General features: G+C 72.3%; 8 protein-coding genes. All 8 read left to right on the top strand.

Going from position 1 to position 24995, the window contains the following annotated elements:
• Window positions 1-68 precede the first annotated feature (68 nt).
• The 8 genes from ABZV42_RS27820 to ABZV42_RS27785 all read left to right on the top strand — a co-directional run bounded on the left by ABZV42_RS27820 (window position 69) and on the right by ABZV42_RS27785 (window position 24876).
• The gene (locus tag ABZV42_RS27820) at window positions 69-14870 is read left to right on the top strand and encodes an SDR family NAD(P)-dependent oxidoreductase (protein WP_356054087.1); all 14802 of its coding nucleotides are present in this window, start codon (window positions 69-71) and stop codon (window positions 14868-14870) included.
• Window positions 14871-14945: 75 nt separating this feature from the next.
• Complete coding sequence (locus ABZV42_RS27815; protein ID WP_356054085.1) at window positions 14946-17615, top strand: thioester reductase domain-containing protein; 2670 nt, start codon at window positions 14946-14948, stop codon at window positions 17613-17615.
• Window positions 17612-18748 (top strand): alpha/beta fold hydrolase, encoded by a 1137-nt coding sequence (locus tag ABZV42_RS27810; RefSeq protein ID WP_356054083.1) that lies wholly within the window; start codon window positions 17612-17614, stop codon window positions 18746-18748. Before ABZV42_RS27815 ends, ABZV42_RS27810 begins: the two co-directional genes overlap by 4 nt.
• An 80-nt stretch (window positions 18749-18828) precedes the next feature.
• The gene (locus ABZV42_RS27805) at window positions 18829-19608 is read left to right on the top strand and encodes an alpha/beta fold hydrolase (RefSeq protein ID WP_355985920.1); all 780 of its coding nucleotides are present in this window, start codon (window positions 18829-18831) and stop codon (window positions 19606-19608) included.
• Window positions 19609-19983: 375 nt separating this feature from the next.
• Window positions 19984-22143 carry an MMPL family transporter gene (locus ABZV42_RS27800; protein ID WP_356054081.1) on the top strand — a complete coding sequence of 720 codons (2160 nt, stop codon included), beginning with the start codon at window positions 19984-19986 and terminating at the stop codon, window positions 22141-22143.
• A gap of 335 nt (window positions 22144-22478) precedes the next feature.
• Window positions 22479-23177, top strand: a complete 699-nt coding sequence (locus ABZV42_RS27795; RefSeq protein WP_356054079.1) for a DJ-1/PfpI family protein — start codon at window positions 22479-22481, stop codon at window positions 23175-23177.
• A gap of 133 nt (window positions 23178-23310) precedes the next feature.
• Window positions 23311-24249 carry a DsbA family protein gene (locus ABZV42_RS27790; protein ID WP_356054077.1) on the top strand — a complete coding sequence of 313 codons (939 nt, stop codon included), beginning with the start codon at window positions 23311-23313 and terminating at the stop codon, window positions 24247-24249.
• 87 nt (window positions 24250-24336) lie between these two features.
• Window positions 24337-24876: a hypothetical protein gene (locus ABZV42_RS27785; protein WP_356054075.1), complete on the top strand. Its 540-nt coding sequence runs from the start codon at window positions 24337-24339 to the stop codon at window positions 24874-24876.
• Window positions 24877-24995: the final 119 nt, after the last annotated feature.

The following is a 24995-nucleotide window of genomic DNA, read 5'->3' as shown; positions in this document are numbered from 1 at the left end:
GGTGCGCACCCGTTGTGCCGCCCGTACGGAATCCACCTGAGCCCGAGTTCACGAGGACACCAGCCCAGATGCCTGCGAACGAGTCCCCGAAGCAGTTCCCCGAGACGTCCCCGACGACCACCGAGGGGGTTCGGGTCTGGCTGACGTCGGCCGTCGCCGAAGCGGCCGGGCTGGCCCCGTCGACCGTCGAGCCGGACCGTCCGATCGCCGAATTCGGTCTGGGGTCACGGCAGTTGGTGACGCTGGCCGTGGGCCTGTCCGAGTGGACCGGGCGGTCCGTCGAACCGTCCCTCGTCTTCGACCACCCCACGATCGCGGGGATCGCCGAGGCCGTCTGCGGCGAAAGGCTCCCGGGCACGGCCGATCCGGCCCAGGCCTCCGCGCCTGCGGATCCGTCCGTGCGGAGGGACGACGACATCGCGATCATCTCCATGGCCTGCCGGTACCCCGGCGGTGCCGACGACCCAGAGGCCCTCTGGCGGCTGCTGGCCGGGGGTGAGGAAGCCGTCGGCGAGGTGCCCGCGGGCCGCTGGGACACCAAGGGGCTCCACGACCCCGACCCGGAGGCCGCCGGAAAGTCGTACACCCTGCGCGGCGGCTTCCTGACCGGCATCGACCGGTTCGACGCGGCCTTCTTCGGGATCTCGCCGCGGGAGGCCGCCTCCATGGACCCGCAGCAACGGCTGCTGCTACAGACCGGCTGGGAGGCGATCGAGCGTGCGGGGATCGTCCCCGAGACGCTGAACGGCAGCTCTACGGGCGTCTACGTCGGCCTGTACGACAGCGGATACCTCGCCTCGGCCCCGCTGGACCGGCTCGACGGGCACGTCGGCACGGGCTCGGCGTCCAGCGTGGCGTCCGGGCGGATCGCGTACACCCTCGGACTCCAGGGGCCGGCCGTCACGGTCGACACCGCCTGTTCCTCCTCTCTCGTGGCCCTGCACCTGGCGGCGCGGGCACTGGCCGGCGGTGAGTGCGACCTCGCGCTGGCGGGCGGGGCGACGCTCCTGGTGACACCGCGCGGGCACGTGGAGTTCAGCAGGCTGCGCGCGCTGTCGCCGTCCGGGCGGTGCAGCCCGTTCTCCACCGAGGCGGACGGGGTGGTGTGGGCCGAGGGCTGCGGCCTCGTGCTCCTCAAGCGGCTCGCGGACGCGCGCCGCGACGGCGACCGGGTCCTCGCGGTCGTCAAGGGGTCGGCGATCAACCAGGACGGCCGCAGCCAGGGACTGAGCGCGCCCAACGGTCCGGCACAGGAGCGGGTGCTGCGCGCCGCCCTCGACGATGCCGGGCTCCGCCCGCACGACCTGGACTACGTGGAGGCGCACGGTACGGGCACACGGCTCGGCGACCCCATCGAGGGCCGGGCGCTCGCATCGGTCTTCGGACCTGGACGCCCTGCGGACCGGCCCCTGGGTGTCGGCTCCCTGAAGTCCAACATCGGTCACACCCAGGCCGCGGCGGGCATCGCCGGAGTCATCAAGGCGGTCCTGTCCCTCGGCCACGAACGGCTCCCGGCGTCCCTGCACGCCGAGACCCCGACCGAGCACGTCGACTGGGCGGAGGGTGGCCTGCGCGTCCACAGCGGCACCGAGGAGTGGCCTCGGCGCGGCGACCGGGTGCGGCGGGCCGGGGTGAGCGCGTTCGGGATCAGCGGCACCAACGCGCATGTGGTGCTGGAGGAGACACCTCAGGACCTGATACGCCCGGCCACGACTCCGGCGGACCTGATACGCCCGGCCACCACACAGGCGGACCTGATACGACCGGTCGCGACACCGGTGGACCAGATGCGACCAGCCACGACACCGGCGGACCAGAGACGCCCGGTCGCGATCCCGCAGGACCTGATACGCCCGGCCGTGACTCGGCAGGACCCGGCCGGGACCCCCCAGGACCTGACACGGCCAGCCGCGACGCCGCAGGTCGCGACACCGCTTCCCACCGCAACACCGGCTCCCGCTGCCACGCCCGCCCGGAGCCCCCGTACCCCAGCACCCACCCTCTTCCCGCTGTCCGCCCGCACCCTCCCGGCCCTCGCCGGGCAGGCGGCCCGCCTGCTCGACGCGCTCGCCACGCAACCGCGGCCGGAACTGTCCGACGTGGCCTCGACGCTGGCCCACCACCGCACACACTTCGAGCACCGCGCCGTCCTCCAGGCCTGCGACCACGACGAACTGCTCGCCGCGCTCCAAGGCCTCGCCGAGGGGAAGCCGGACCCCGACCTGGTCGTGGGCCCGCAACAGACGCACCCGCCGGGCAAGTTGGCCTTCGTCTTCCCCGGCCAGGGCGCCCAGTGGTCCGGCATGGCCCGTGAACTCCTCGACCGGTCACCGGTGTTCGCTGACGAACTCGACCGTTGCGACGCCGCACTGCGCCCGTTCACCGGTTGGTCGGTGACATCCGTCCTGCGCGGCGACGAAGGTGCGCCTGCCGCGGAACGGGTGGACGTCGTCCAGCCGGTCCTCTTCGCCGTGATGGTCTCCCTCGCCGCGGTGTGGCGGGCCCGTGGCGTACGGCCGGACGCGGTGATCGGGCACAGCCAGGGCGAGGTAGCCGCGGCCTGCGTCGCCGGGGCGCTGAGCCTCAACGACGCCGCGGCGGTGGTCGCCCTGCGCAGCCAGGCCCTGACCGAGGTGTCCGGCACCGGGACCATGGCCGTCGTCGCCCTGCCGCACACCGAGGTCGAGGCGCGGCTCGCGGGTCTCGGCGACCGGGTGTCCGTCGCCGCCGTGAACAGCGCCCGCTCGACGGTGATCGCCGGTGACGTGGAGCCGCTCGACGCCCTGCTCGCCGAACTCGGCCGGGAGCAGGTGTTCGTCCGCCGTCTCGACGTCGACTACGCCTCCCACAGCGCCCGGGTCGAGCCTCTGCGCGCGACGCTCCTCGACGAACTCGACGGCGTCACCACCTCCCCGTCCGCCGTCGCCTGGTACTCCACGGTCACCGGTGAGCCGGTCATGGAGGAGCTGGAGGCCGACTACTGGTACACGAACCTGCGTGAGCCCGTGCGCTTCGCGCCCACCGTGGAACGCATGGCGGCCGACGGCTACCGCCACTTCGTCGAACTCAGCCCCCACCCCTCCCTCGTCACCGCCGTGCGCACGATCGCCGAGGACGACGGTCACGACGACCTGGTCGCCGTCGGATCGCTGCGCCGCGACGAGGACGGGCCCGCCTGTCTGGACCGGGCCGCTGCCGAACTCCATGTCCACGGACGGCGGATCGACTGGCGCCGCGTCGTTCCCGACGGGGAGGCGACCGACCTGCCCACGTACGCGTGGGACCAGCAGTCCTACTGGGTCGCGCCCGAACCCGGGTCAGGCGCCCCGGCCTCCGGCCTCTTCGACCGTGCCCCGCACCCGTTGCTGGGAGTTCAGCTCCAGTCGGCGGACGAGTCCCGCTGGACGTTCCGCGGCGAGTGGTCCCCGGCCACCGCCGACTGGCTCTCCGACCACACCGTGTTCGGCCGGACCGTGGTGTCGGGCACGACGGTGATGGAGCTGTGCCGTGCCGCGCTCGCCGTGGCCCGCCCTGACGTTCCCGGCGACCTGACCGGTCTGCTCCTCCTCGCGCCCCTCGTTCTGCCGCGGACCGGAACAGTCGAGGTGTCGGTCGACGTGGTCACCACCGGTTCGGCGCCGGAGGTCACCGTGCACAGCCGCCCGCGCGACACGGAGGAACCGGGCTGGACCCTGCACGCCACCGCGTCGGCCGCCGCTCCTGCCCCGGTGTCGGGGACGGTGAGGCCGCCGGAGTGGCCGCAGGCCGCCGAGTCCGCCTGGAACGAGGAGACTTACGAACGACTGGCCGCACTCGGCCTCGGCTACGGCCCCTCCTTCCAGGGCGTCCGGTCGGCGGTCACGACCACCACCGACGGTGAGCTGCTGGCCCGGCTTTCACTGCCGGCCGTGGCCCGCGACGCGAGCGATCCCTACCCCGTCCACCCGGCGCTGCTGGACGCCGCGCTGCACGTGGCCGCCGCGCTGGACGCCTCCGATGGGCGGGTGCTGCTGCCGGTCGCGGTGGGCCGCTGCGTCCTGCCGCCGGGCGGCGCGAACGACCTCACGGCGCTGGTACGGCGGTCGGGCGGCTCGGGGACGGACCTCACCCTCGACGTGACCCTGTGGGACGCCGACGGCCTCCCGGCGGGCCGGCTGGAGGACGTACGGCTGCGCGCCGCCGACCCGGCGGATCTGAACGGCGCATCCGAGAACGGCCGTCACCTGTACGAAGTGGCGTGGACGGCCGTGACCGACCAGCCCGCGGCGGGATCGCGCGGCGTGTGGTCCGTCCGCGGCGACCGCTCGGACCCGGAGGTCGCCACCGCCCTGCACGGCCTGGCCGCGGCGGGCGTCCAGGTGCGTGAGACGGACGCCGACGTCGTCGTACGCTTCTGGCCGCGTCCGGAGGCCGACGCCGAACCGGGCGCAGCCGCACAGGAGTTGGCTGCTGCGGCGCTGGCCGAACTGCGTGCCCTGATCGAGCCTTCGGCGGATCGCCCGCCCGCCCGTACCGTCTGGGTCACCCGCGGCGCGGTCGCGACCGGCGCCGGGGACACCGTGGCCGGCCTGGCCCAGTCGGTGCTGTGGGGCCTCGCCCGTGGCGCCAGGGCCGAACACCCGCACCTCGGGCTGACCCTCCTGGACCTCGGGGACTCCGCTCCCTCCGACGTCCTTCCGGCGGCCCTCGCCCAGGCCGGCGAGCCCGAACTCGCCTTCCGGGAAGGCACCTTGCTGGTTCCGCGGCTGGTGCGTGCCCGCGCGGCCGACGCGCTGCGGATCCCGGCCGGTGACTGCTACGAACTGGCCGGCTCCGCGGCCGACCCGATCCTGCGAACAGTGGTGCCCCCGGCTCTGACCGCGGGCCGGGTGAGGATCCAGGTGCACGCCGTGGCGGCTCCCGGGCCCGGCGGGGAGTGGTCGCGTAGCATCTGCGCCGGTGTCGTCACCGAGGCCGCCGCCGACGTGACGGACCTGATCCCCGGCCTGCGGGTCCTCGCTCTCGCCGACACCCCGCCCGGCTCCTCGGCGGTCGCCGACGCACGGCTGGTCGCGGTGCTTCCGGACGACGTGCCGTACACCACCGCGGCCGCCCTTCCCCTCACGCCCGACCGCGCCACCCGTGTCGAAGAAGCGGCCCGGACGCTGCGCGAGCACGTCGCCGCCCGGACGGGCCAGGCCCGCCCCCAGGTGCTGCCCGTCACCGCAGCACGCGAGGCGATACGGCGGAGCGGGGCATCGAGCGCCCCGGTCGTCCTCGACCTCACCGGCCGCGGCGCCCTGGCACCCACCGACGGCACCGTGCTGATCACCGGCGGACTCGGTGCCGTCGGCCGCCACATCGCCCGGCTCCTCGCCGAAAACGGCGTCCCCCGGCTGCTTCTGACGTCACGTCAAGGTGCGGCCGATCCGCGTACCGCCGAGGTCACCGCCGAACTGACCTCCCTCGGAACCGAGGTCGAGATCGCGGAGTGCGACGTCGCGGACCCGGCGGCCCTGGCCCGCGTACTCGCCCGCGTCGGCGACGCGCTGCCGCTGCGCGGTGTCGTGCACTGCGCCGGAGTCCTGGACGACGGGGTGGTCACCGAGCTGACGCCCGAACGCCTCGCGCGCGTCCTGCGTCCCAAGGTGGACGGCGCCGCCCATCTGCACCGGCTCACCGCCGACGTCCCCCTCGACCTGTTCCTGCTGATCTCCTCGGCGGCCGGCGTGCTCGGCAGCCCGGGCCAGGCCAACTACGCGGCGGCCAACGTCTTCCTCGACCAACTGGCCCATCACCGGCGGGCCCTGGGCCTGCCCGGCGTCTCGGTCTCCTTCGGCGCCTGGGCGGGCGAAGGCCTTGCCGCCGAACACGCCGACCTGGACCGGATGGCCCGGCTCGGCCACCGCTCCCTCACCCCCGACCTGGGCCGGGACCTCGTCGAACTCGCCCTGCGCCAAGGCGCACCGCACCTGGTCGCCTGGTCCCTGGACCTGCACCGCCTGCGCGAGAACACGGCTGCCACGGACGACGGTTCGGCGGCCCTCTGGCGCTCGCTGCTGCCCGCGCCCCGCACCGGTCAGGACGGCGGTACCGCTCTGGCGGACCGGCTGGCACGGCTCCCGGAAGCAGACCGCGCCGCACGAGTCCTGGCCCTGGTCCGCGAGGAGGCGTCGCGGGCGCTCGGTCTGCGCTCGGCGGAGTCCGTCCGTCCCGATCAGCCGCTGCGTGAGCTCGGCATGGACTCGGTCACGGCGGTCGAGCTCCGCAACCGCATCGGCACCAGGCTCGGCACCAGGCTTCCCGCCACGCTGCTGTTCGACCATCCCACCGCGGACCGGCTCTCCGCCCACCTTCTGGCCACCGCACTCGCCACGGACGGCGGTGCCACCCGGCGCGGCGCACCCGATCCTCGGTCCCCCCGCACCCCGGCGCCCGCGACGGACGAGCCCTTGGCGCTGGTGTCCATGGCCTGCCGTCTGCCCGGCGGCGTGAGCGACCCCGAGAGCCTCTGGCAGCTCGTCGCCGAGGGCCGCGACGCGGTCGGCCCGTTCCCGGCGGACCGCTGGGACGTGGAGGCGCTGCACGACCCCGACCCGGAGGCCCTGGGCAAGTCGTACGCCAAGGAAGGTGGCTTCCTCGACGACCTGGAGTCCTTCGACGCGGGCTTCTTCGGCATCACACCGAAGGAAGCGGCGGCCATGGACCCACAGCAGCGGCTGCTGCTGGAGACGGCGTGGGAGGCACTGGAACGCGCCGGGATCGTGCCGGGCGAGCTGGCGGGCAGCACCACCGGTGTGTACGTCGGCATGTTCGGCAGCGACTACCTCGCGGGCTCCCGGCTCGACGAGCTGGACGGGTACGTCGGCACGGGATCGGCGCCGAGTGTGGCCTCGGGCCGGCTCGCGTACACGCTGGGCCTGAACGGACCGGCACTGACAGTGGACACCGCCTGCTCGTCGTCGCTGGTGGCGCTGCACCTCGCGGCGCAGGCGCTCCGCTCGGGCGAGTGCGACCTGGCGCTCGCCGGCGGGGTGACGCTGATGGTGACGCCGGGAACCTTCGTCGAGTTCAGCCGTCTGCGGGGGCTGTCCCCGACCGGCCGCTGCCGTTCCTTCTCCGACGACGCCGACGGTGCCATCTGGGCCGAGGGCGCGGGCATGGTCGTACTGAAACGGCTCGGCGACGCGCGGCGCGACGGCGACGAGGTGCTGGCCGTGCTGCGCGGTACGGCCGTCAACCAGGACGGCCGCAGCCAGGGCCTCTCCGCGCCGAACGGCCCCGCCCAGGAACAGGTGATCCGGCGGGCGCTGGAGCTGTCCGGGCTGGAGCCCGCCGACATCGACTACGTCGAGGCGCACGGGACCGGCACCACCCTCGGCGACCCGATCGAGGCGAACGCGCTCGCGCAGGTCTTCGGCGCCTCGCGCCCGCAGGGCCGCCCCCTGTACCTCGGCTCGCTCAAGTCCAACATCGGTCACTCGCAGGCGGCTTCGGGCATCGCCGGTCTGATCAAGGTCGTGCAGTCCTTGCGGCACCGCTTCCTTCCGGGCACCCTGCACGCCGACACGCCCAGCCGTCATGTCGACTGGGACGACAGCGGGTTGCACCTGCTGCGGGAGGCGGTCGCCTGGCCGTCGTCGGGTGGGCGCGTTCGACGGGCCGGTGTCAGCGCCTTCGGGATCAGCGGGACCAACGCGCACCTGATCGTGGAGGAGGCCGAGCCGGCCGAGATCCCGCCGGAGGGCGAAACCGTCCCGGGCGAGCGGCTGTTCGCGCTGTCCGGGCGAGGTGAGGCCGCCGTACGCGGGCAGGCCGCACGGCTGGCCCGGTACCTGGAGCAGGATGTCGCCCTGCCCGACATCGCCCACACCCTGGCGCGCCACCGCAGCCACTTCGAACGGCGAGCCGGAATCGTGGCCGCTGACCGGGACGAACTGCGCTCACGCCTGGAGGCGTTGGCGAGCGGTCGGATGCCGCTGGCCCCGGTCCGCGCGGAACAGACGGGCAAGGTTGCCTTCGTCTTCGCCGGGCACGGCGGCCAATGGCCCGGTATGGGAATGGAGTTGGTTTCCGAGTCGGAGGCCTTCCGCGCGGAGCTGGCCCGGATCGACGAGGCGGTGCACCGTCACGTCGGCTGGTCGGTGCTCAACGTGCTGCGCTCACCGGAGGAGTTCGCGCCGTTCGACCGCACCGAGTTCCTCCAGCCGGTGCTGTTCGCGGTCAACGCGGCCCTGGCCGCCGCCTGGCGCGCGCTCGGCGTCCGCCCGGACGCCGTGACCGGCCACAGCCTCGGCGAGATCGCCGCCGCGTACAGTGCGGGCGCCCTCACCCTGGACGACGCGGTGTCCGTGGTCACCGGGCGCGCCGGAGCGGTCGCCCCGCTGGTCGGACAGGGCGGCATGCTGTCCGTCGAACTGCCGCGCGCGGAGGCCGAGAAGCTGCTCGCGCCCTACCCAGGCCGCCTGTTCGTCGCGGCGGTCAACAGCGCGCACTCCACGGCCGTCTCCGGCGACGCCGAAGCACTGGCCGAACTGCGCGCGCACCTCGAAACGCTGGACATCCCGGTACGACGCCTGTCGACGCCGTTCGCCTCCCACACCCCGCTGATGGACCCGGTCCGCGAGGATCTGCTGGGCCGGCTCTCCGGGATCCGGGGCACGAGCGCGCCGACTCCGCTGTACTCGACGGTGCTGGCCGAACCGGTGCCGGGCGACCGCCTGGACGCAGCGCACTGGTACGCGAACCTCGGGCGCCCCGTCCGTTTCGCGGACACGATCCGGCGGATGCTGGACGACGGCTACCGCTACTTCGTAGAGCTGAGCCCGCATCCTTCGCTCACCGCCTCGGTGGAAGCGGTGGCGGCCGAGGCGGGCATCGACGCGGTTGCGATCGGCTCCCTGAGCCGCGGGCGCGACGGACGGGCTGTTCTACTGGGCCGGCTGGGGGAGTTGTACGAGGCCGGGCACACGCCCGACTGGCCGGTGCTGCTGCCCCAGGGCCGCCGGATCGACCTGCCCACCTACGCCTTCGCCCGCGAACGCCACTGGCGCGCACCCGCCCCGGCCACCGGGACGGCCGGGGCCTCACCGCTCCTCGGCACGCATGTCGAGGCCAGCGACACACCCGGCCGGCACATCTTCCAGAGCGTCATCGACCTGCGCGACAGCCGCTTCGCCTACCTCACCGACCACCGGGTCAACGGCGAGGTCTGGCTGCCAGGCGCCGCCTTCCTCGGCCTGGCACTGGAGGGCGCCTCCGCGCTGCGGGACAGCGGCGAGATCCGGCTGTCCGACGTGAGGTTCGAGCGGCCCCTGGCTCTCGACGCGGACAAGCCCGTACGGCTCCAACTGGTTCTGCAACCCGCCGGGGAGGACGGGTCACGGGACTTCACCATCGCCTCGGGGGCCTCGCGGGCCTCGGGGGCCTCGGGGGCTGCGGGGGAACGGCGCGCGCCGTGGGAGCGGCACGTCACCGGGCGGGTCGTCGATGGACGGGTTGTCGACAGCGCCGTCGACCCGGCGGCCGTCGCGCCAGCCGTGCCTGTCGCGCCTGCCACGCCTGCCGTGTCCGACGTGGGCGAGGAGCCGGCCGTGCTGCGCGAGCGGTGCAAGGATGAGGCCGACCTGCCCGCCGTCTATACGGGGCTCACGGCTCTGGGCATCGACTACGGTCCCGCGTTCCGTCTCCTGGAACAGGGCCACCGCACGGATACCGCGGCGGTGGGCCGACTCGCCCGGCAGAGCGCCGCCGGGCATCTGCTGCACCCCGCGGTCCTCGACGCCGCCTTCCACACGGCGGCCCTGCCGGCCGACGCGCCCGCGGGCCGGGCCTTCGTGCCCGCCGGGGTCGGGCGGCTGCGCTTCACCGGCGTGCGCTCCGCGCCCGCCTGGGCGACCTGCCGGCTGCGTTCCGTGGACGGCGACACCGCGCTTCTGGATCTGCGGCTCTGGGACGAGAAGGAACAACTCGTTCTGGAAGCGACGGAGTTCGAGTTGGCCGCGCTCTCGCCGTTGGACGGCGCGCTCTTCGAGACCCGCTGGCAGCCACGCCCGGTCGCACAGGAGGCGCCGGGCGACGGGCCCTGGCTCGTCCTGGCCGACGAGACCGGGGCGGCCGACGCACTCGCGGAACGGCTGGCCCTGGCCGACGTGCCTCATGTGATCGTGCGCAGAGGCGCGGCGTTCGGCGCCGAGGGCCCGGGCCGCTACGTCCTCGACGCGGCCGATCCAAGGCAGTTGACCCGTCTGCTCGACGAGGCCTTCTCCGACGGACCTCCGGAGCGTGTGGTCCAGCTGTCCGCACTTGACGCGCCGGCCGTTCAGGACACCGCCACGGCCGAAGAGGCCGCGCTGCTCTGCTGCTTGAGCACCCTGCACCTGGTGCGGGCGTTCGCCGACCGTCCCGAGGGCCGCGCCCCGCGTCTGTTCGTCGTCGTACGGGGCACCCAGGCCGCAGGTGACAGCACGCAGGTGACGCACCCTCAGCAGGCCCTCGCCTGGGGCTTCGCACTCTCGGTGGCCCAGGAGTACCCGGAACTGTCGACCACGCTCGTCGACCTGCCGGCCTCGGACGACGCCAGCGACCTGTGGTCGAGACTGTGGACGCAACTTCGGCACGCGGACGACGAACGGCTCGTAGCGTTGCGGGAGTCGGGCCGGCTGGTGCCACGCCTGGCCCGTACCCGCCCGGACGACGGCGGGCACGGCGCGGTCACCGCGGACGGCGTGCACTTGATCACGGGTGGCCTGGGCGGCCTCGGCCGGGTGGCCGCCGAGCGCTTGGTCCGCCGGGGTGCCCGCCGACTGGCCCTGCTGAGCCGGAGCGGACCCGACGCGGCCACGGAGAGCTGGATCAAGGGACTCGAAGCCCGCGGTGCCACCGTGCACCTCGCCCGCGCGGACGTCGCCGACCGTGCCGCGCTGACGTCCGCCCTGGACGCCGTACGCCGTGAAGCGGGACCGATCGCCGTGGTCATCCACACGGCAGGCATCCTCGACGACGCCACGGTGGCGAACCTGACCGACGAACGCGTCCTGCGCGTCCTCGCGCCCAAGGTCCTGGGCACCACCCTGCTCACCGAACTGGTCCCGGAGGCCGACAGGTTCGTCCTGTTCGCCTCGGCGGCCGGCCTCCTCGGCTCGGCCGGCCAGAGCCCGTACGCCGCCGGCAACGCCTTTCTCGACGCCTGGGCGCACCACCTCTCCCGCACGGACCGGCGGGCCCTGAGTCTGGACTGGGGAGCCTGGGCGGAGGTCGGCATGGTCGCCGGCTCCGGCACCCGGGCCGCCGAGACCAGCCGTTCGGGTCTGATCGCCTTCACCCCGGCGGAGGGCGGCGACCTGTTCGAGCGAGTGCTCGCGACCTCCCGACGCCAGCTCGCCCCCATCGCGCTGGACCGGGAGGCCCTGGAGCTCGACCCGGACGCGGCACGCACCCGCCCGATCCTGGGCGACCTGATCACCGTCGCCACGGACCCGGCGGGCACGGACGACCTCGTCACGCGGCTGTTCGCGGCCACCACGGACCAGGACCGGGCCGCACGGCTCGAAGCGTATGTACGGGCCAAGGTCGGCCAGGTCTCCGGCGGCGCCGTGGAGCCGTCCGCGACCACGGCCCTCAAGGAACTGGGCCTGGACTCGCTCATGCTGGTCCGGCTGCGCAACGCCTTCACCCGCGAACTGGGCGCCGAACTCCCGGCCGCCGCCGTCTTCTCGGCGTCCGACATCCGGAGCCTCGCACGGGCCCTGGCAGAGGTGCTGCCCGAACGCGGCCGCGGGGCCCGGACGGCGGAGCCACAGCCCGGCGTCACCGCCGAGGTGCCCGAGAGCGAGCTGCGGCCCGCGACCCGCGATGTCGTACGGCTGTTGCGCAGCGCCCAGCCGGGCATGCCGGGCGCGGCGCACGCCGTCGGCCTGGCCGTCCGGCTCACCGCGCCGACCACCCGCGAGACGCTCACCGACATCGTCACCCGGCTCGCCGGACGGCACGCCGCCCTGCGTACGGCGATCGCCGGAAGCGGCGGACGGAGCCGCCAACTGCGCGTCGAACGGGAGCCGGCCGCGCCGCTGCTGCGCTGGACGGACGTCCCCGCCGAGGCCGTACTCGACGCCGACGAGCGGCTGTCCCGGCTGCTGGAGCCCCCGTTCGACCTGTCGAGCGCGCCGCTGTGGCGGTTCGAACTGCTCGACGCCGGGGCGCGTGGCCAGATCCTGGCGTTCGGCGCGCACCACGCGGTGAGCGATCTCCAGTCGCTGCTGCTCGTCGCGGGGGAGATCGACGCCGAACTGTCCGGCACCTCACTCGGCGACGCCGTCACCAACCGTGACATCGACCTGCTGATCGAGGCGCAGCGGACCGGCGACACCTCAGGCGACGGGTCCGGGGCCGCCACCACCGAGTGGCGCCAGGCATTTCACGGAAGTGAACGTCTCGACCTGACGCTCGCCCGGTCGCGCCCTGCGACACGCTCGTACCGGGCCGGGAGCGTGACCGTGGCGATACCCGGCGGGCTGATGGAGCGGGTGGCGGCGGCCGCGAGCAGGCTCGCCGTCACGCCGGCCGCCTTCTGCCTCGGCACCCTGACCGTACTGCTGGCCAGGATGCGGGAGCGCGAGCGCTTCGTGCTCGCCGTGCCCGTCGACACGCGCATCCACGCCGACGCCTACGACGCGGTGGGATTCTTCGGCGTACCGGTGCCGTTCCCGGCGCAGGCCGCGGCGGGGGAGCGGATCGAGGAGGTACTGCGCCGGACGGACGCCCGCCTGGACCGGGTCCTCGCGAAGGGCGCCATGTTCTCGGACGTGCTGTCGACGCTGGCCGGGCAGAAGCTGCACCGGGCGAACGCGCCGCTGGTGGAGGTGTACTTCAACTACGTACGCTCCTCGGCGGCCCACCTCGGCCGGCTGGAGGTCCTCCCCGCCGGAACGGGCTACTCCGACCTCGACCTCATGGTCACCATGACCCCGGACGCGGGCCGCGTACGACTCGACCACAACCTCGACATCCTGGACGCGGCCACCTCCACCGAACTGGCGGAGGCGTTCCTGCGGTTGCTCGCCTCGACGGCCGACGACCCGACCGCGCAGGTCCGTACGGCGGGCACGACGGCAACTGTCTTGACGGGCACGGTGGAAGCTCCGACCGTGCCGGGTGCGAGGGCGATCCCGGCCGCGACGGGATCTCCGGTCGCGCCTCGACCTGCGACGGGAACTCCGGTCGCGCTTTCGCCTGCGACGGCAACTCCGCTCGGACGGGACGCCGTTGTCCGGCCGCGCCGCTCGCTCGCCCTCGCCGCCACCTTCGCGCTCGGCAATCTGCCGTTGCTCTGCGAGGCGGCGGTCGAGGACGGCACGCAGGATGGAGCCCGTGAGCGGGAACAAGCACGGGGCGCGGGCCTGACGGTGGCGGAAGCCCCGTACCACCAGGTGCTCGCCGCTCTTCGCGACCCTTCGGGTGTCTTCGCCGATCCCGCGACAGCGGTGGGCGTGGTGCTGCTGCGGGCGGCGGACCTGGAACGCTTCGGCCCGGTGACCGACACGATGCTCACCGAACTCCGCACCGCGTACCCGGCCGCGCTGCGAGCCCTGTCCGAGCGGACCCGCAGACCACTGATCGTCGGCATCCTGCCCTCGGCACGACAGGACGACCGCTTCGCCGGCTGGGAGAGCGACCTCGTCGCCGAGCTGACCGACGCGCCCGGCATCGCGGTGCTCGGCCCGGACGAGTGGACCCGGCACCACGCCGTCGCGGAACGCTTCGACGAGCGGACCGAGCGGCTGGCTCACCTCCCCTTCACCCCGCACTTCCAGGCGGCGGTCGCCCTGCGGCTGGCCCAAGTGGTCCGGGCGGTACTGCGACCCGCGCCGAAGGTGATCGCGGTGGACGGCGACGAGACCCTGTGGGGCGGAGTCGCGGGGGAGATCGGCTCTGAGTCGGTGGAACTCACCGGGCCGCGCGCACAGTTGGCGCGAAGGCTGTTGCGGTGGCGTGCCGCGGGAGCGCTGCTCGCGCTGGTCAGCAACAACGATGAGGACACCGTACGAGCCGTCCTGGACCGCCCAGACAGCGTGCTGAAGGCCGAGCACCTCAGCGTGCTCTCCGCCGGCTGGGGTCCCAAACCGGGCCGTCTCGCGGAGGCTGCGCGCACCCTCAACCTTGGGCTCGACAGCTTCCTGTTCCTCGACGACAACCCCGTCGAGATCGCGGGAGTGCGGTCGGCACTGCCGGAGGTGCTGTCGGTGACCTGCCCTCCGGCGGCCGAACTGGATGAATTCCTCGGCCGGTTGTGGCCCCTGGTCCCGGCGGCGGCGACGGCCGAGGACGGGCTGCGTGCAGGGTTCTACGCACAGGAGCGGGAACGGGACGCGGTGCGTGAGCAGGCCGGTTTCGAGGAGTTCCTGGCCCAGTTGGAGCTGGAGGTCGACATCCGGGCACTGTCCGGGGCCGACGTCGAGCGGGCCGAGCAACTCGTGCGCCGCACCAACCAGTTCACCCTCCGTCCCCGGTCCGCCGACGGCGGCGATCTGGCGCGGTGGAGTGAGCACGGCGAGGTGTGGATGGCGGCGGCGCGGGACCGCTTCGGCGACTACGGCCAGATCGGCCTGCTCGCCCTGCGCGTGGACGGCGATCGACTCGACGTCCTCGCCTGGATGCTGAGCTGTCGCGCACTCGGCAGAGGCGTCGAGGAACGACTGTTGGGGTGGCTGGCGGACCGTGCCGACCGACTGGGCTGCGTGAAGGTCCGGCTGACGGCGGAACGCACCGACCGCAACGTACCGGCCAGGCGGCTGCTGGCCGCGCTCGCCGGCGGCGACCAGGACGACGAGCACCTGGAGAGCGTGGTCACGCCGGAACACCTGCGGGCCTTCCGCTCCTGGCGGCGGCAGTGAGCGGACCCGGCGGCTCGGCCCGCACAGGCAGGACGGAAACAGCAGACAATGCATTGCACAGGGTGAGGGACTCTCATGCTTGAAGTGAACGAGGACGCGTCGTCGCACGCCGACCGGCGGGCCACCGGCGAGGCGATCGAGCGAGGTGACGCCGGGCCGAGCGTCGAGGCACTGCTGGCCAGGATCAGACAGGCCCCCACACTCACGGCGACCGGGACGGGCACGGAGCCGGCGGCGGCTGCGGACACCTCCGAGTCCCGTACCCGTACGGAAACCGTGCCGTTGGGTGCTGGTGCTGGTGCTGGTGCTGGTGCTGGTGCTGGTGCTGGTGCTGGTGACGGTGACGGTGATGGTGACGGTATAGAGACCGGAACCGGGACCGGGGTGGACTGCGGTGTCGGCGCCCTCCCTGCCCCGGCGGCTTCCACCGACTCCACCGCGTCCACCGCGTCCACCGCGTCCCCCGCACCCGACGCGGACGGCCTGGCCGCCGTCGTCGCCGCGGCGGCCGGTCCCTTCGTACCCGGAGGGCATCTGTCGCCCGACACGGACTTCTTCGACGCCGGAGGTACCTCCGTGGGCGCCGTGGAGCTCGTCGCGGCGCTGGAGGACGAGCTGGGCATGGAGATCGACCTCGACGAGGTGTTCGCCGACGCACGGCCGCGCAGCCTCGCCATGCGCTGGCTGGAGACCGCGGGTGCCACCGCGGTTCTCTCGGCCCCGGGGCTCCAGGCAACGTCGACGGCCGCACGGATCCTGGCTCCGGCTCCCCCCTCGGGATTCGGCCCCGCTCTCGCCCCGGATTCCACCCCGGCGCGTGTCCCGGACACTCCGTCCATCCCGTTGCCCGGCACCCCGTCCGGCGCGGTGGTTTCCTCCCGGAGCATCGAGGGCGGCACCCCGAGCGCCACGGCCGCCCGTCCCGAAGACCTCGATCAGATCCTGGCCGATCTCTCCCTGGCCGACCGCCTGCCCTGGACGGGCTCGCCCGAGCCCCTGCCGCCCCGCCGAATCCTGCTGACAGGGGCCACCGGCTTCCTCGGCAGCCATCTGCTCCTCGATCTGCTCAGGCACAGTGACGCGCATGTCTACTGCCTGGTCCGCGCGGCCGACGAGGAGGCGGCCACCGCCCGCCTCGGCGAGGCGCTGAAGAGCCACCGGCTGCCCTGGTCGTCGGAGATCCGCCGCCGGGTGACCGTGCTCCCCGGCGACATCAGGCGACCGCGCCTCGGCCTGTCCGAGGACGTCTGGAACAAGCTCGCCCACGAACTGGACAGCGTCGTGGGCGTGGCGGCGGCCGTGGACTTCCTGCGCGGCTACCAGTCGCTGCGGCAGAGCAACGTCATCGGCGCGCTGACCCTGGCCGAACTGGCGGCGACCGGGCCGCCCAAGCCGCTGCATCACATCTCCTCGATCGCGGTCTTCAACGAGGTCGGTATCGCGTCCATGGGCGAGGACGACCCGCTCGCCCACGTCGACCGCCTCGTCGCGGGCTACGACCAGACCAAGTGGGCGGCCGAGGTCGCCCTGCGGCGGGCCCGCGACCATGGCCTGATCGTCACCGCGATGCGCCCGGGCGGCATCGGAGGCCACACCCGCACCGGCGCGCACAACCCGCAGGACCTCAGCAGCGGCCTCATCGCGGCGTTCGGCCGCTTCCGTACCGTGCCCGCCTTCCGCGCTCTGAACGCGGCCCCGGTGGACTGGGTGAGCCGGGTCGCGGCAGCCGTCATCTGCGAACCCGACGCCTGGGGATTCGACTACAACCTGACCGGCGTGCCCAACACCCTCGATGATGTCGTACGGGACATGGCGTTCGGCGGGATGCACGTGCGCGTACAGGACTGGGACGAGTGGCGCACCGACGCCCTGGCCCGTCTGGAGGCGGAACCGATTCCCGAACTCGGTTTCCTCACGCGGGTGTTGCGAAGTCCCACCGCCCTCAAGCTGTGCGAGGCGACCCTGAAGGGACCCGCGGCCACCGGCGAACGCACCGCCGCGCTCGTGGAGGCGCTCGGTCTGCGCCCCGCGGCCCGCTACGACGCCCAGGCCCAGTTGAGGACGTTCGAGCGGCTCGCCCAGGACGGCCTGGCCCGGGTTCCGGACAAGGACGACCAGCCGTACCTGTGGTTCTCCGAGACGACGGAGGGCGCGGTCGGCCCGGTCGGCGCCGACGCGGACACCCCCTGCTCGATGGCGCTCACCCTCTCCATCGCGAGCATGTATCAACTGGTGAAGGAACGGCGGGTGGACGTCGGCGGCGAGCTGCTGTGCGCGGCGGCGCATCCCGAGCCGCTGCTCGTGGAACGCGGCGACGTATGGGTCCGCCCCGAGGAAGGCATCCCGCAGCGGCACGGGACACGTCACCAACTCCTGCGCTACCGGCTGACGTTGCGTGACGCCGACGGGGGCCGCTGGTGGCTGGAGGGCCACAAGTACGCCCGCGCACGCCGAGACGTGTGGCGGCAGACCCGCGCGCTGAGCGTCGAGATCGGCCGCGAAGGCGAACCGGCATGCCTCGCAGGCGAGTTGATCGTGCCCGCCGACAGCTACGTACGCGACCAGATCGACGGCATCAAGGTGGACCCGCGACTGACCGCCCAGGAGAAGCGCGCCGCCAAGCTGACCTGGCTCGCCTGGTTCGGCGCGGAGATGGGCCGCGGACTGCTCGGCCCCTTCACCCGCGCCGCCGCCGACCTCCTCGACCTGCGCCGTACCCGGACCCCCTCGGAGCGCCACCGATGATCTTCAGAACCGCCAACTCCCGTACCAGGCCCGCGATCCGCAAGGTCAGGACGGCCACCACCCTGCGGCCGCTGCGCCACCGCCTCGACCCGGCGCGGGTCGAGGAGATCCCGTTCACGGCCGGGGACGGCGTACGCCTCGGTCTCACCCGGATCGACAGTGGTGAGCAGAACCGGCCCGCCGTGCTGCTCCTGCACGGGCACACCGCGTCCGCCGACATGTTCCTGCTCCCCGAGACGCGAAACCTGGTCGACGTGCTGCTCGACGACGGCTACGAGCCCTGGCTGCTGGACTGGAGGGGCAGCTGCCGACTGCCGTACAACGAGACCGGCGCCCGGTACACGTACGACGACGTGGCCCTGTACGACATCCCCCAGGCCGTCTCCCGTATCCGCGAACGCATCGGCGACCGGCCGCTGTTCGTGGTCGCCCACTGCATCGGCTCCCTCACTCTGTCGCTGAGCATGACGGCGGGGCTGGTGCCCGGGCTCGCGGGCGTCGTCTCCCAGGGCGTGTTCCTGACGCCGAAGCTGGCGGGACGCACCTCGCTGCGGATGACGGTGGCCGGCGAGCTGCTGAGGAACCGGATCGACCACATCCCGGTCGACTTCCGCAAGGTGGGTCTCCGCTCGAAGTACACGCCCCTGTTCGCGCTGGCCTCCCGCGGGGCGGGCTGCCCGGACCCGACCTGCCAGATCCTGCACAACTCGGCCTGGGGCTCGGGCGCTTCGCTGTTCCTGCACGAGAACCTGTCCGACGCCACGCACGACCGGCTCGCCGAGCTTCTCGGGCCGGCGCCCCTGTGGATCCTGCCGCACCTGCGCCGTATCGAGCTGGCCCGCAGCGTCGTCCGCTGGCACGACACCGACCACCGCTACCGGGCCCTGCCGCCCAACGCGCTGGACGCGGCCGCCCGCATCGACACTCCGGTGCTGCTGCTGGCGGGCAGCGAGAACGGACTGTGGCTGGACTCGCAGAAGCTCTGCCACGAGGTACTGGCGCGCCGCCAGCCCCAGCTGGACGTGTCGTACACCGAGATCCCCGCCTACGGCCACCTGGACACGTTCCTGGGACGGGCCGCCGCCCTCGACGTCTTCGGTCACATCCTCGAATTCCTCGGCGAACGACGGTGACGGCGGCCCCCGCGGCCGGTTAACGTACCGACCAGTAACCAGACGGAACCCAAAAACCGGACCGCACTCCAGGAGGCCCCATGCCGCAGCTCGAAGTCGACGGCGCCGCGCTGACGTACGACGACGAGGGCCCCCGCGACGGCGACGGTGTGCCTCTGGTGTTCATCCACGGCTGGACGGCCAACCGGCACCGCTGGGACCACCAGATGGACCACTTCGCGCAGAAGCGGCGGGTGGTACGGCTGGACCTGCGCGGGCACGGGGAGAGCGACGGGTCGGGGCGGCGGACGGTGGCGGAGCTGGCCGGTGACGTTCTCGCCGTCCTCGACCACCTGGAGCTCGACCGGTTCGTACTCGTCGGCCACTCGATGGGCGGGATGATCGCGCAGACCCTGACGCTCGCCCACCCCGAGCGGGTCGAGCGGCTGGTGCTGGTGAACTCGATCAGCAGGATGACGTACAGCCGGGGGAGGGGGCTGCTGATGGCGGTCTCCACCCTGGTGCCGTTCAAGCTGTTCGTGGCCGCCAACATCCAGCGGGCCTTCGCCCCCGGCTACCCGCGCGAGAAGATCCGCGAGTACGTCCGGGACTCGGCGGGCACGCCCCGCGAGGTGGTCATGACCTGCTACGGCGCCATGCGGTCCTTCGACGTCCTCGACCGGCTCGGGGAGATCCGCACCCCCACCCTCCTGGTCCACGGCTACCACGACATCCAGCTGCCCCTCTCACAGATGCTCCGCATGGCGAAGGCCTATCCCGACGCCGTCGTACGGATCGTGGACGCGGGCCACGAACTCCCCGTCGAGAAGCCGGCCGAACTCACCGCCGTGCTCGACGGGTTCGTGACGTCCCAGCCGTAGCCGAGCTTTCGGTGCGGGCCGAAGCGGACACATGCCGCCGATTCGGCCCGCACTTCGGCGTTCCGGCACGAGGGATCGCCACCCAGGACGGATGACGTGCCCGCTCCCCGCGTACATCGGATGCCGGCACGGCCAGGTCACACCGGGCCGTATCGGAGCCCCGGCCGACGGGACGCGTCTCGTCGAACCGGGTGAGCCGGAACATGAGCACCGACTGCTCACGATCGGGAGGCCTGGCCCGGCCAGGATCGACCTTGGAGGAAATGTCCGATCGGACCCCATCCGCATCGGGCAGAGAGCTGCTCGGCGATTCACGCCCCAGCATCAGGCCGACCCTGTTCCTCCCGCGCCGATCGAGCCCTGTGGGAGGCTCCCGTGGCCACATATCTGTACAGACTCGCCCGTCTGGCCTTCCGACGACGACGCATCACCGCGCTGGTCTGGCTGGCTTTCCTGGTGATGGCGGGCGTGGGCGCCGCAACCGCGTCGTCTGCCGCCTCTTCGACGTTCTCCCTGCCGGGAACAGAGTCCCAGCGTGCCTCCGACCTGATCGAGAAGCGGTTCCCGAACAGCAGCGCCGACGGCGCGACAGCCCGGGTCGTCCTGAGGGCCGACGACGGTCAGAAGCTGATGGTTGCCGCACACAAGGACGCCGTTCGTGAGGTGGTCGCCGACCTCGGGTCGGGTTCTGTCCAGGTCGCGGCCGTAGCGGACCCCTATGAGGCCGGAGCGGTTTCCGAGGACGGAACCACCGCGTACGTTTCCGTCACGTACAAGGTCGGTCCGCCCGAGGTCACCGACTCCTCCCGTGACGCGCTGAAGGAGGCCGGGCAGCGGGCCGAACAGGCCGGTCTGAAAGCCGAGATCGGCGGTGATGCCCTGGCCGTGACACCGGAACCGGGTGCCGGAGAGATCATCGGTGTGGTCATAGCCGGTGTCGTCCTCGTGATCACCTTCGGCTCTCTGGCCGCGGCCGGGCTTCCTCTGCTGACGGCGATAATCGGCGTGGGTATCGGGATCTCGGTCATCACGGCCCTGGCCGGCGTGCTGGATCTCGGTTCGAGCACGTCGACGCTGGCCATGATGATCGGCCTCGCCGTGGGGATCGACTACGCCCTGTTCATCGTCTCCCGCTATCGCGCGGAAGTCGCGGAGGGCAAGCAGCGTGAGGAGGCGGTGGGCCACGCTGTCGGTACGGCGGGTTCCGCGGTCGTCTTCGCGGGACTCACCGTGATCATCGCGCTGGCCGGGCTGTCCGTGGCGGGCGTTCCCATGCTCACCAAGATGGGTCTGGCCGCCGCCGGCGCCGTGGTCATCGCCGTCCTGATCGCCCTGACCCTGGTCCCCGCGCTGCTCGGTTTCGCCGGAGGCCGGATCACCGATCGCGGCAGGAGAGCGCGGCCGGTCCGCGGCGGGACCAACGCGGGCAGTCGGTGGGCCGGGTTCGTCCTGCGCCGCCCGGTGATGGTTCTCCTGACCGGTGTGCTGGGGCTGGCCGCTGTCGCCGTCCCGGCGGCTTCGCTGCAACTGGGTCTGCCCGACGACGGCGCGCAGCCTTCCGGCACCACTCAGCGCAAGGCCTACGACCTGCTGTCGGAGCACTTCGGCCCCGGCTTCAACGGCCCCCTCCTGGTGGTCGTCGACGGTGACAGGGCCGCCGCCGGACAAGCGGCGCAGACCATCAGGAGCATCGGTGGCGTCACGGCCGTCGGCCCGCCCAAGGCCAATGCAACAGGTGACACGTCCGTGATCACCGTGATCCCGCAGGGCCGCCCCTCTTCAGCCTCCACCGAGGATCTGGTTCACGAGATCCGGAATCGTTCCGAACGAGACGTCCTGGTCACCGGCACGACAGCACTGAACATCGACTTCTCGCAGAAGATGAACAACGCGCTGATGCCGTACCTGACCCTGGTCGTGGGACTCGCGTTCATCCTGCTGATGATGGTCTTCCGCTCGATTCTCGTGCCGCTGAAGGCCGCGCTGGGATTCCTGCTCTCGGTGGTGGCCGCGCTGGGAGCCGTCGTCGCCGTCTTCCAGTGGGGCTGGCTCGGCTCCCTGTTCGGCGTCGAGCAGACAGGCCCGATCATGTCGATGACGCCGATCTTCATGGTCGGCGTGGTCTTCGGACTGGCCATGGACTACGAGGTGTTCCTCGTCTCCCGCATGCGCGAGGCCTACGTGCACGGCGAACAGGCGCACCAGGCCGTCGTCACCGGATTCCGGCATGGAGCGCGTGTCGTCACGGCCGCCGCCGTCATCATGATCGCGGTCTTCGCCGGCTTCATCGGTTCGGGCGAGCAGATGATCAAGACGATCGGTTTCGGCCTGGCCGTCGCTGTCTTCTTCGACGCCTTCGTCGTCCGTATGGCCGTCGTTCCCGCGGTCCTGGCCCTCCTCGGTCACCGGGCATGGTGGCTGCCCCGCCGGCTGGACAGCGCGCTGCCCGACTTCGACGTCGAAGGGGCGAGGCTCTCCGGCGCCCCTCGGAAAACGGCAGCCGCGGACCCGGACCACGGGCTCGTCAAGGTCTGATTTCCCGGTCGTCCGGGAGCCGGGAGGCTCGGTCGGCGAGCCGGCCCCGGTCACGTCGCGCAGAGCATGCGGCGACCCGGATGCACGGCACGACGTGGGGACGTCGGTGCCGCGGCGCTGCGCCCCCCGGACAGAAGCCGGGTGGGCGCAGCGCCTCTTCGCGTCCAAGGCGCAGTCACGGCCGGTATGGCCCGCCGGGAGGGACGCCGGGGCGGTCCGCACCTCGCGCGTTCACGAGTTCAAAAAAAGATTTCCTTCCAACTGGAATAGTCATGACCCATGAGCATGTTGTACGGGGTGACTCACCCACCCGCATCCACACAAGGAGCATCACGATGAGCGGCATCAACAAGGTCCTCTTCCTGGCCTTCCCCAACGTCGGCGAGCAGGACCTCCTCGCGCCCTGGGAGCTGTTCAGGGCCCTGGCCTACGACCTGGGCCGGAGCGGCGAGCAGCTGGAGGTCACCCTCGGCAGCCTCGAGGGCGGCACCATGACCACCCACATGGGCGCACAGATCCACACCGAGAAGGTCAACCCCGAAGACCGCTACGACCTCCTCTACATCCCCGGCGGCATCGGCGGCGGCGCCGCCTCCCACGACCCGCAGATCCTCGACCTCATCCGCGCCCACCACACCGAGGGCCGCTGGGTGGCCGCGAACTGCGCCGGAGTCGGCGTCGTCTTCCGCTCCGGCATCCTCCAGGGCACCCGCTTCCAGGCCGCCGCCGTCCTCGGCCGCCGGCTGAAGGAACTCGGCGCCGACGTCGCCGAACCGCGGCGCGCCTGGTCCCTCCTGCCCGACGCGAAGATCTTCACCGCCGGCGGCGCCGCGACCGTCCACCCCAGCACCATCGCCCTCATCACCCACCTCTACGGCGAGGACCGCGCCCGCACCCTCGCCGCCACCTGGGACACCCTCCCCCTCCACGGCGAAACCCTCTTCAACCCCGAAGGCCCCCTCACCAACGACGACGACACCTTCGTCAAGGGCCTCCAGAACGCCATGGAAAAGGTCTTCCTCCCCGACAACTGACCCACAGCAGGAAGCGGTGGGGGCGGGGGCGACGCAAGCCCACGCACGCAACCACCCCGCCCCCCACCGCCCTGTTGCACCGCAAGCTCCCCAACACCCAGACAACGCGCCTGAATACACCTATGGAGACATCATGAGTCAGCCAGACCAGTCGCTCGCCGAAGGCGTGTGCGATGTCGAGTCGGGCATCTGTGCCCTGCCCGGCGACAGCGCCCCTCTTCCGGGTGCGAGCGCCGGCACTCCGGCTCCCGAGGTGGGTCTCACCCGCATCACCTACGTGACCGACCCGATCTGCTCGGCCTGCTGGATCCTCGAACCCGCCTGGCGTTCGCTCACGGAGCGCTACCGCGACCTCGTCGACGTGCACCATGTCTACGGTGGACTCCTGCGGGGCTGGCAGGGCTTCCACGACGCGGGCAACGGCATCCGGCGCCCCGAGGACGTCGCCCACCACTGGGACAAGTTCGCCCAGCTCTCCGGCCAGCCCATCAACTCCTCCGTCTGGTGGAGCGACCCCATCGACTCCTCGTACCCTCCGAGCATCGCGCTGGCCGCGGTCCGGCGGTTGGCCCCCGCACAGGAAGAGGCCTACCTGCGCCGCCTGCGCGAGGAACTCTTCCTGGACGGCCGCAACATCGCCGCCCCTGAACTCCTCGAGGCACTGGTCGTGGAGCTCGGCCTGGACGTGTCGTCGTACCGCCGTCTGATCGAGAACGGCGAGGCCGAATCCGAATTCGAACGCGACCTGGTGCGCACTCACGAACTCGGTGCCCGCGGCTTCCCGACCCTCATCCTCGAAGGCCCCGACGGCCGCGTCGTCCTGCACGGCTGGATCCAGCCGGACCGCCTGGAGAACACCTTCCTCACCGTGTCGGGCGCGACCCGCCGGCCCCTCATCTCCTCGATCGACGACGCCACCGAACGGCTCGGCACCGGCACCTCACTCGAGTACGCCGCACTCACCGGCCACTCCGTCACCGAGGTGGAAGAACTCCTCGCCCAGGCCGGTGCCACGTCCCGCCCCGTCGGCAAGGGCAAGGCATGGTCACCCAAGCCCCGGAAGACGCCATGAGCTCGTCCCGTGATTGATCGCTGAGCCCCACGACGCCGACTTCGCCTCGGCGTCCGGGTGCCGGCGCCGGCCGGTAGCGTCTGCCCGGTGATCGAGGACGCTGCTGCCTGGAACAGGCTCGCCGCCCTGCTTCCGGAGCCCGAGGCCCTGGGTTTCCGGGACTGCTGGAGCATCGGGGAGCAGGAGGCGGGGCTTGGCGTGCTCGTCTCCGGGATCCTCGCCCATCATGCGCTGATCAGCGAGACGGTCAGGGCCGAGATCTCCGTACTCGCGGAGGCGTGGGGCGAGCGGGAGGCGCTCACGCCCCGGATCCTTCAATGCCCTGGGAACGGCGCTCCGGCCGAGTTGAAGCTGATCGAACACGACGACGGCACGGACCATGAGCCGGTGGATGGGTCCGGCCCGGAACTGGCCGGGCTCTTCCTCGTCCCTTGGGTCGGCTGTACGAGATGCGGCCAGGTACTGATGCGCGCCCACAGCCGGGAAAGCCGGGGAGATCTTTCCTACCTCGCCCACCACTACGTCATTACGTCGCCGGACCGCGCCACCGTCCTGCGGGTGTTCCCGGCAGATTCCGTAAGCGTCGGGTTCTCCGCCCTCCTGGGTTATTGCGCAGAGCCCACATGAGCGACATGAGCATGTATTACTCACCCTCGATCCACCGCGTGAATTCTGGTCTTCGATTTCGGGTGGGGGTCCGGTGATGTTTCCGGGTTTGGCCAGCACGACTTGCCGGGTGGCCGTCC

This window comes from Streptomyces sp. NPDC005281, assembly GCF_040607495.1.
Taxonomy (GTDB): domain Bacteria; phylum Actinomycetota; class Actinomycetes; order Streptomycetales; family Streptomycetaceae; genus Streptomyces.
Note: the sequence above shows the minus strand (reverse complement) of the source record. Positions and strands in the feature narration are given on the sequence as shown.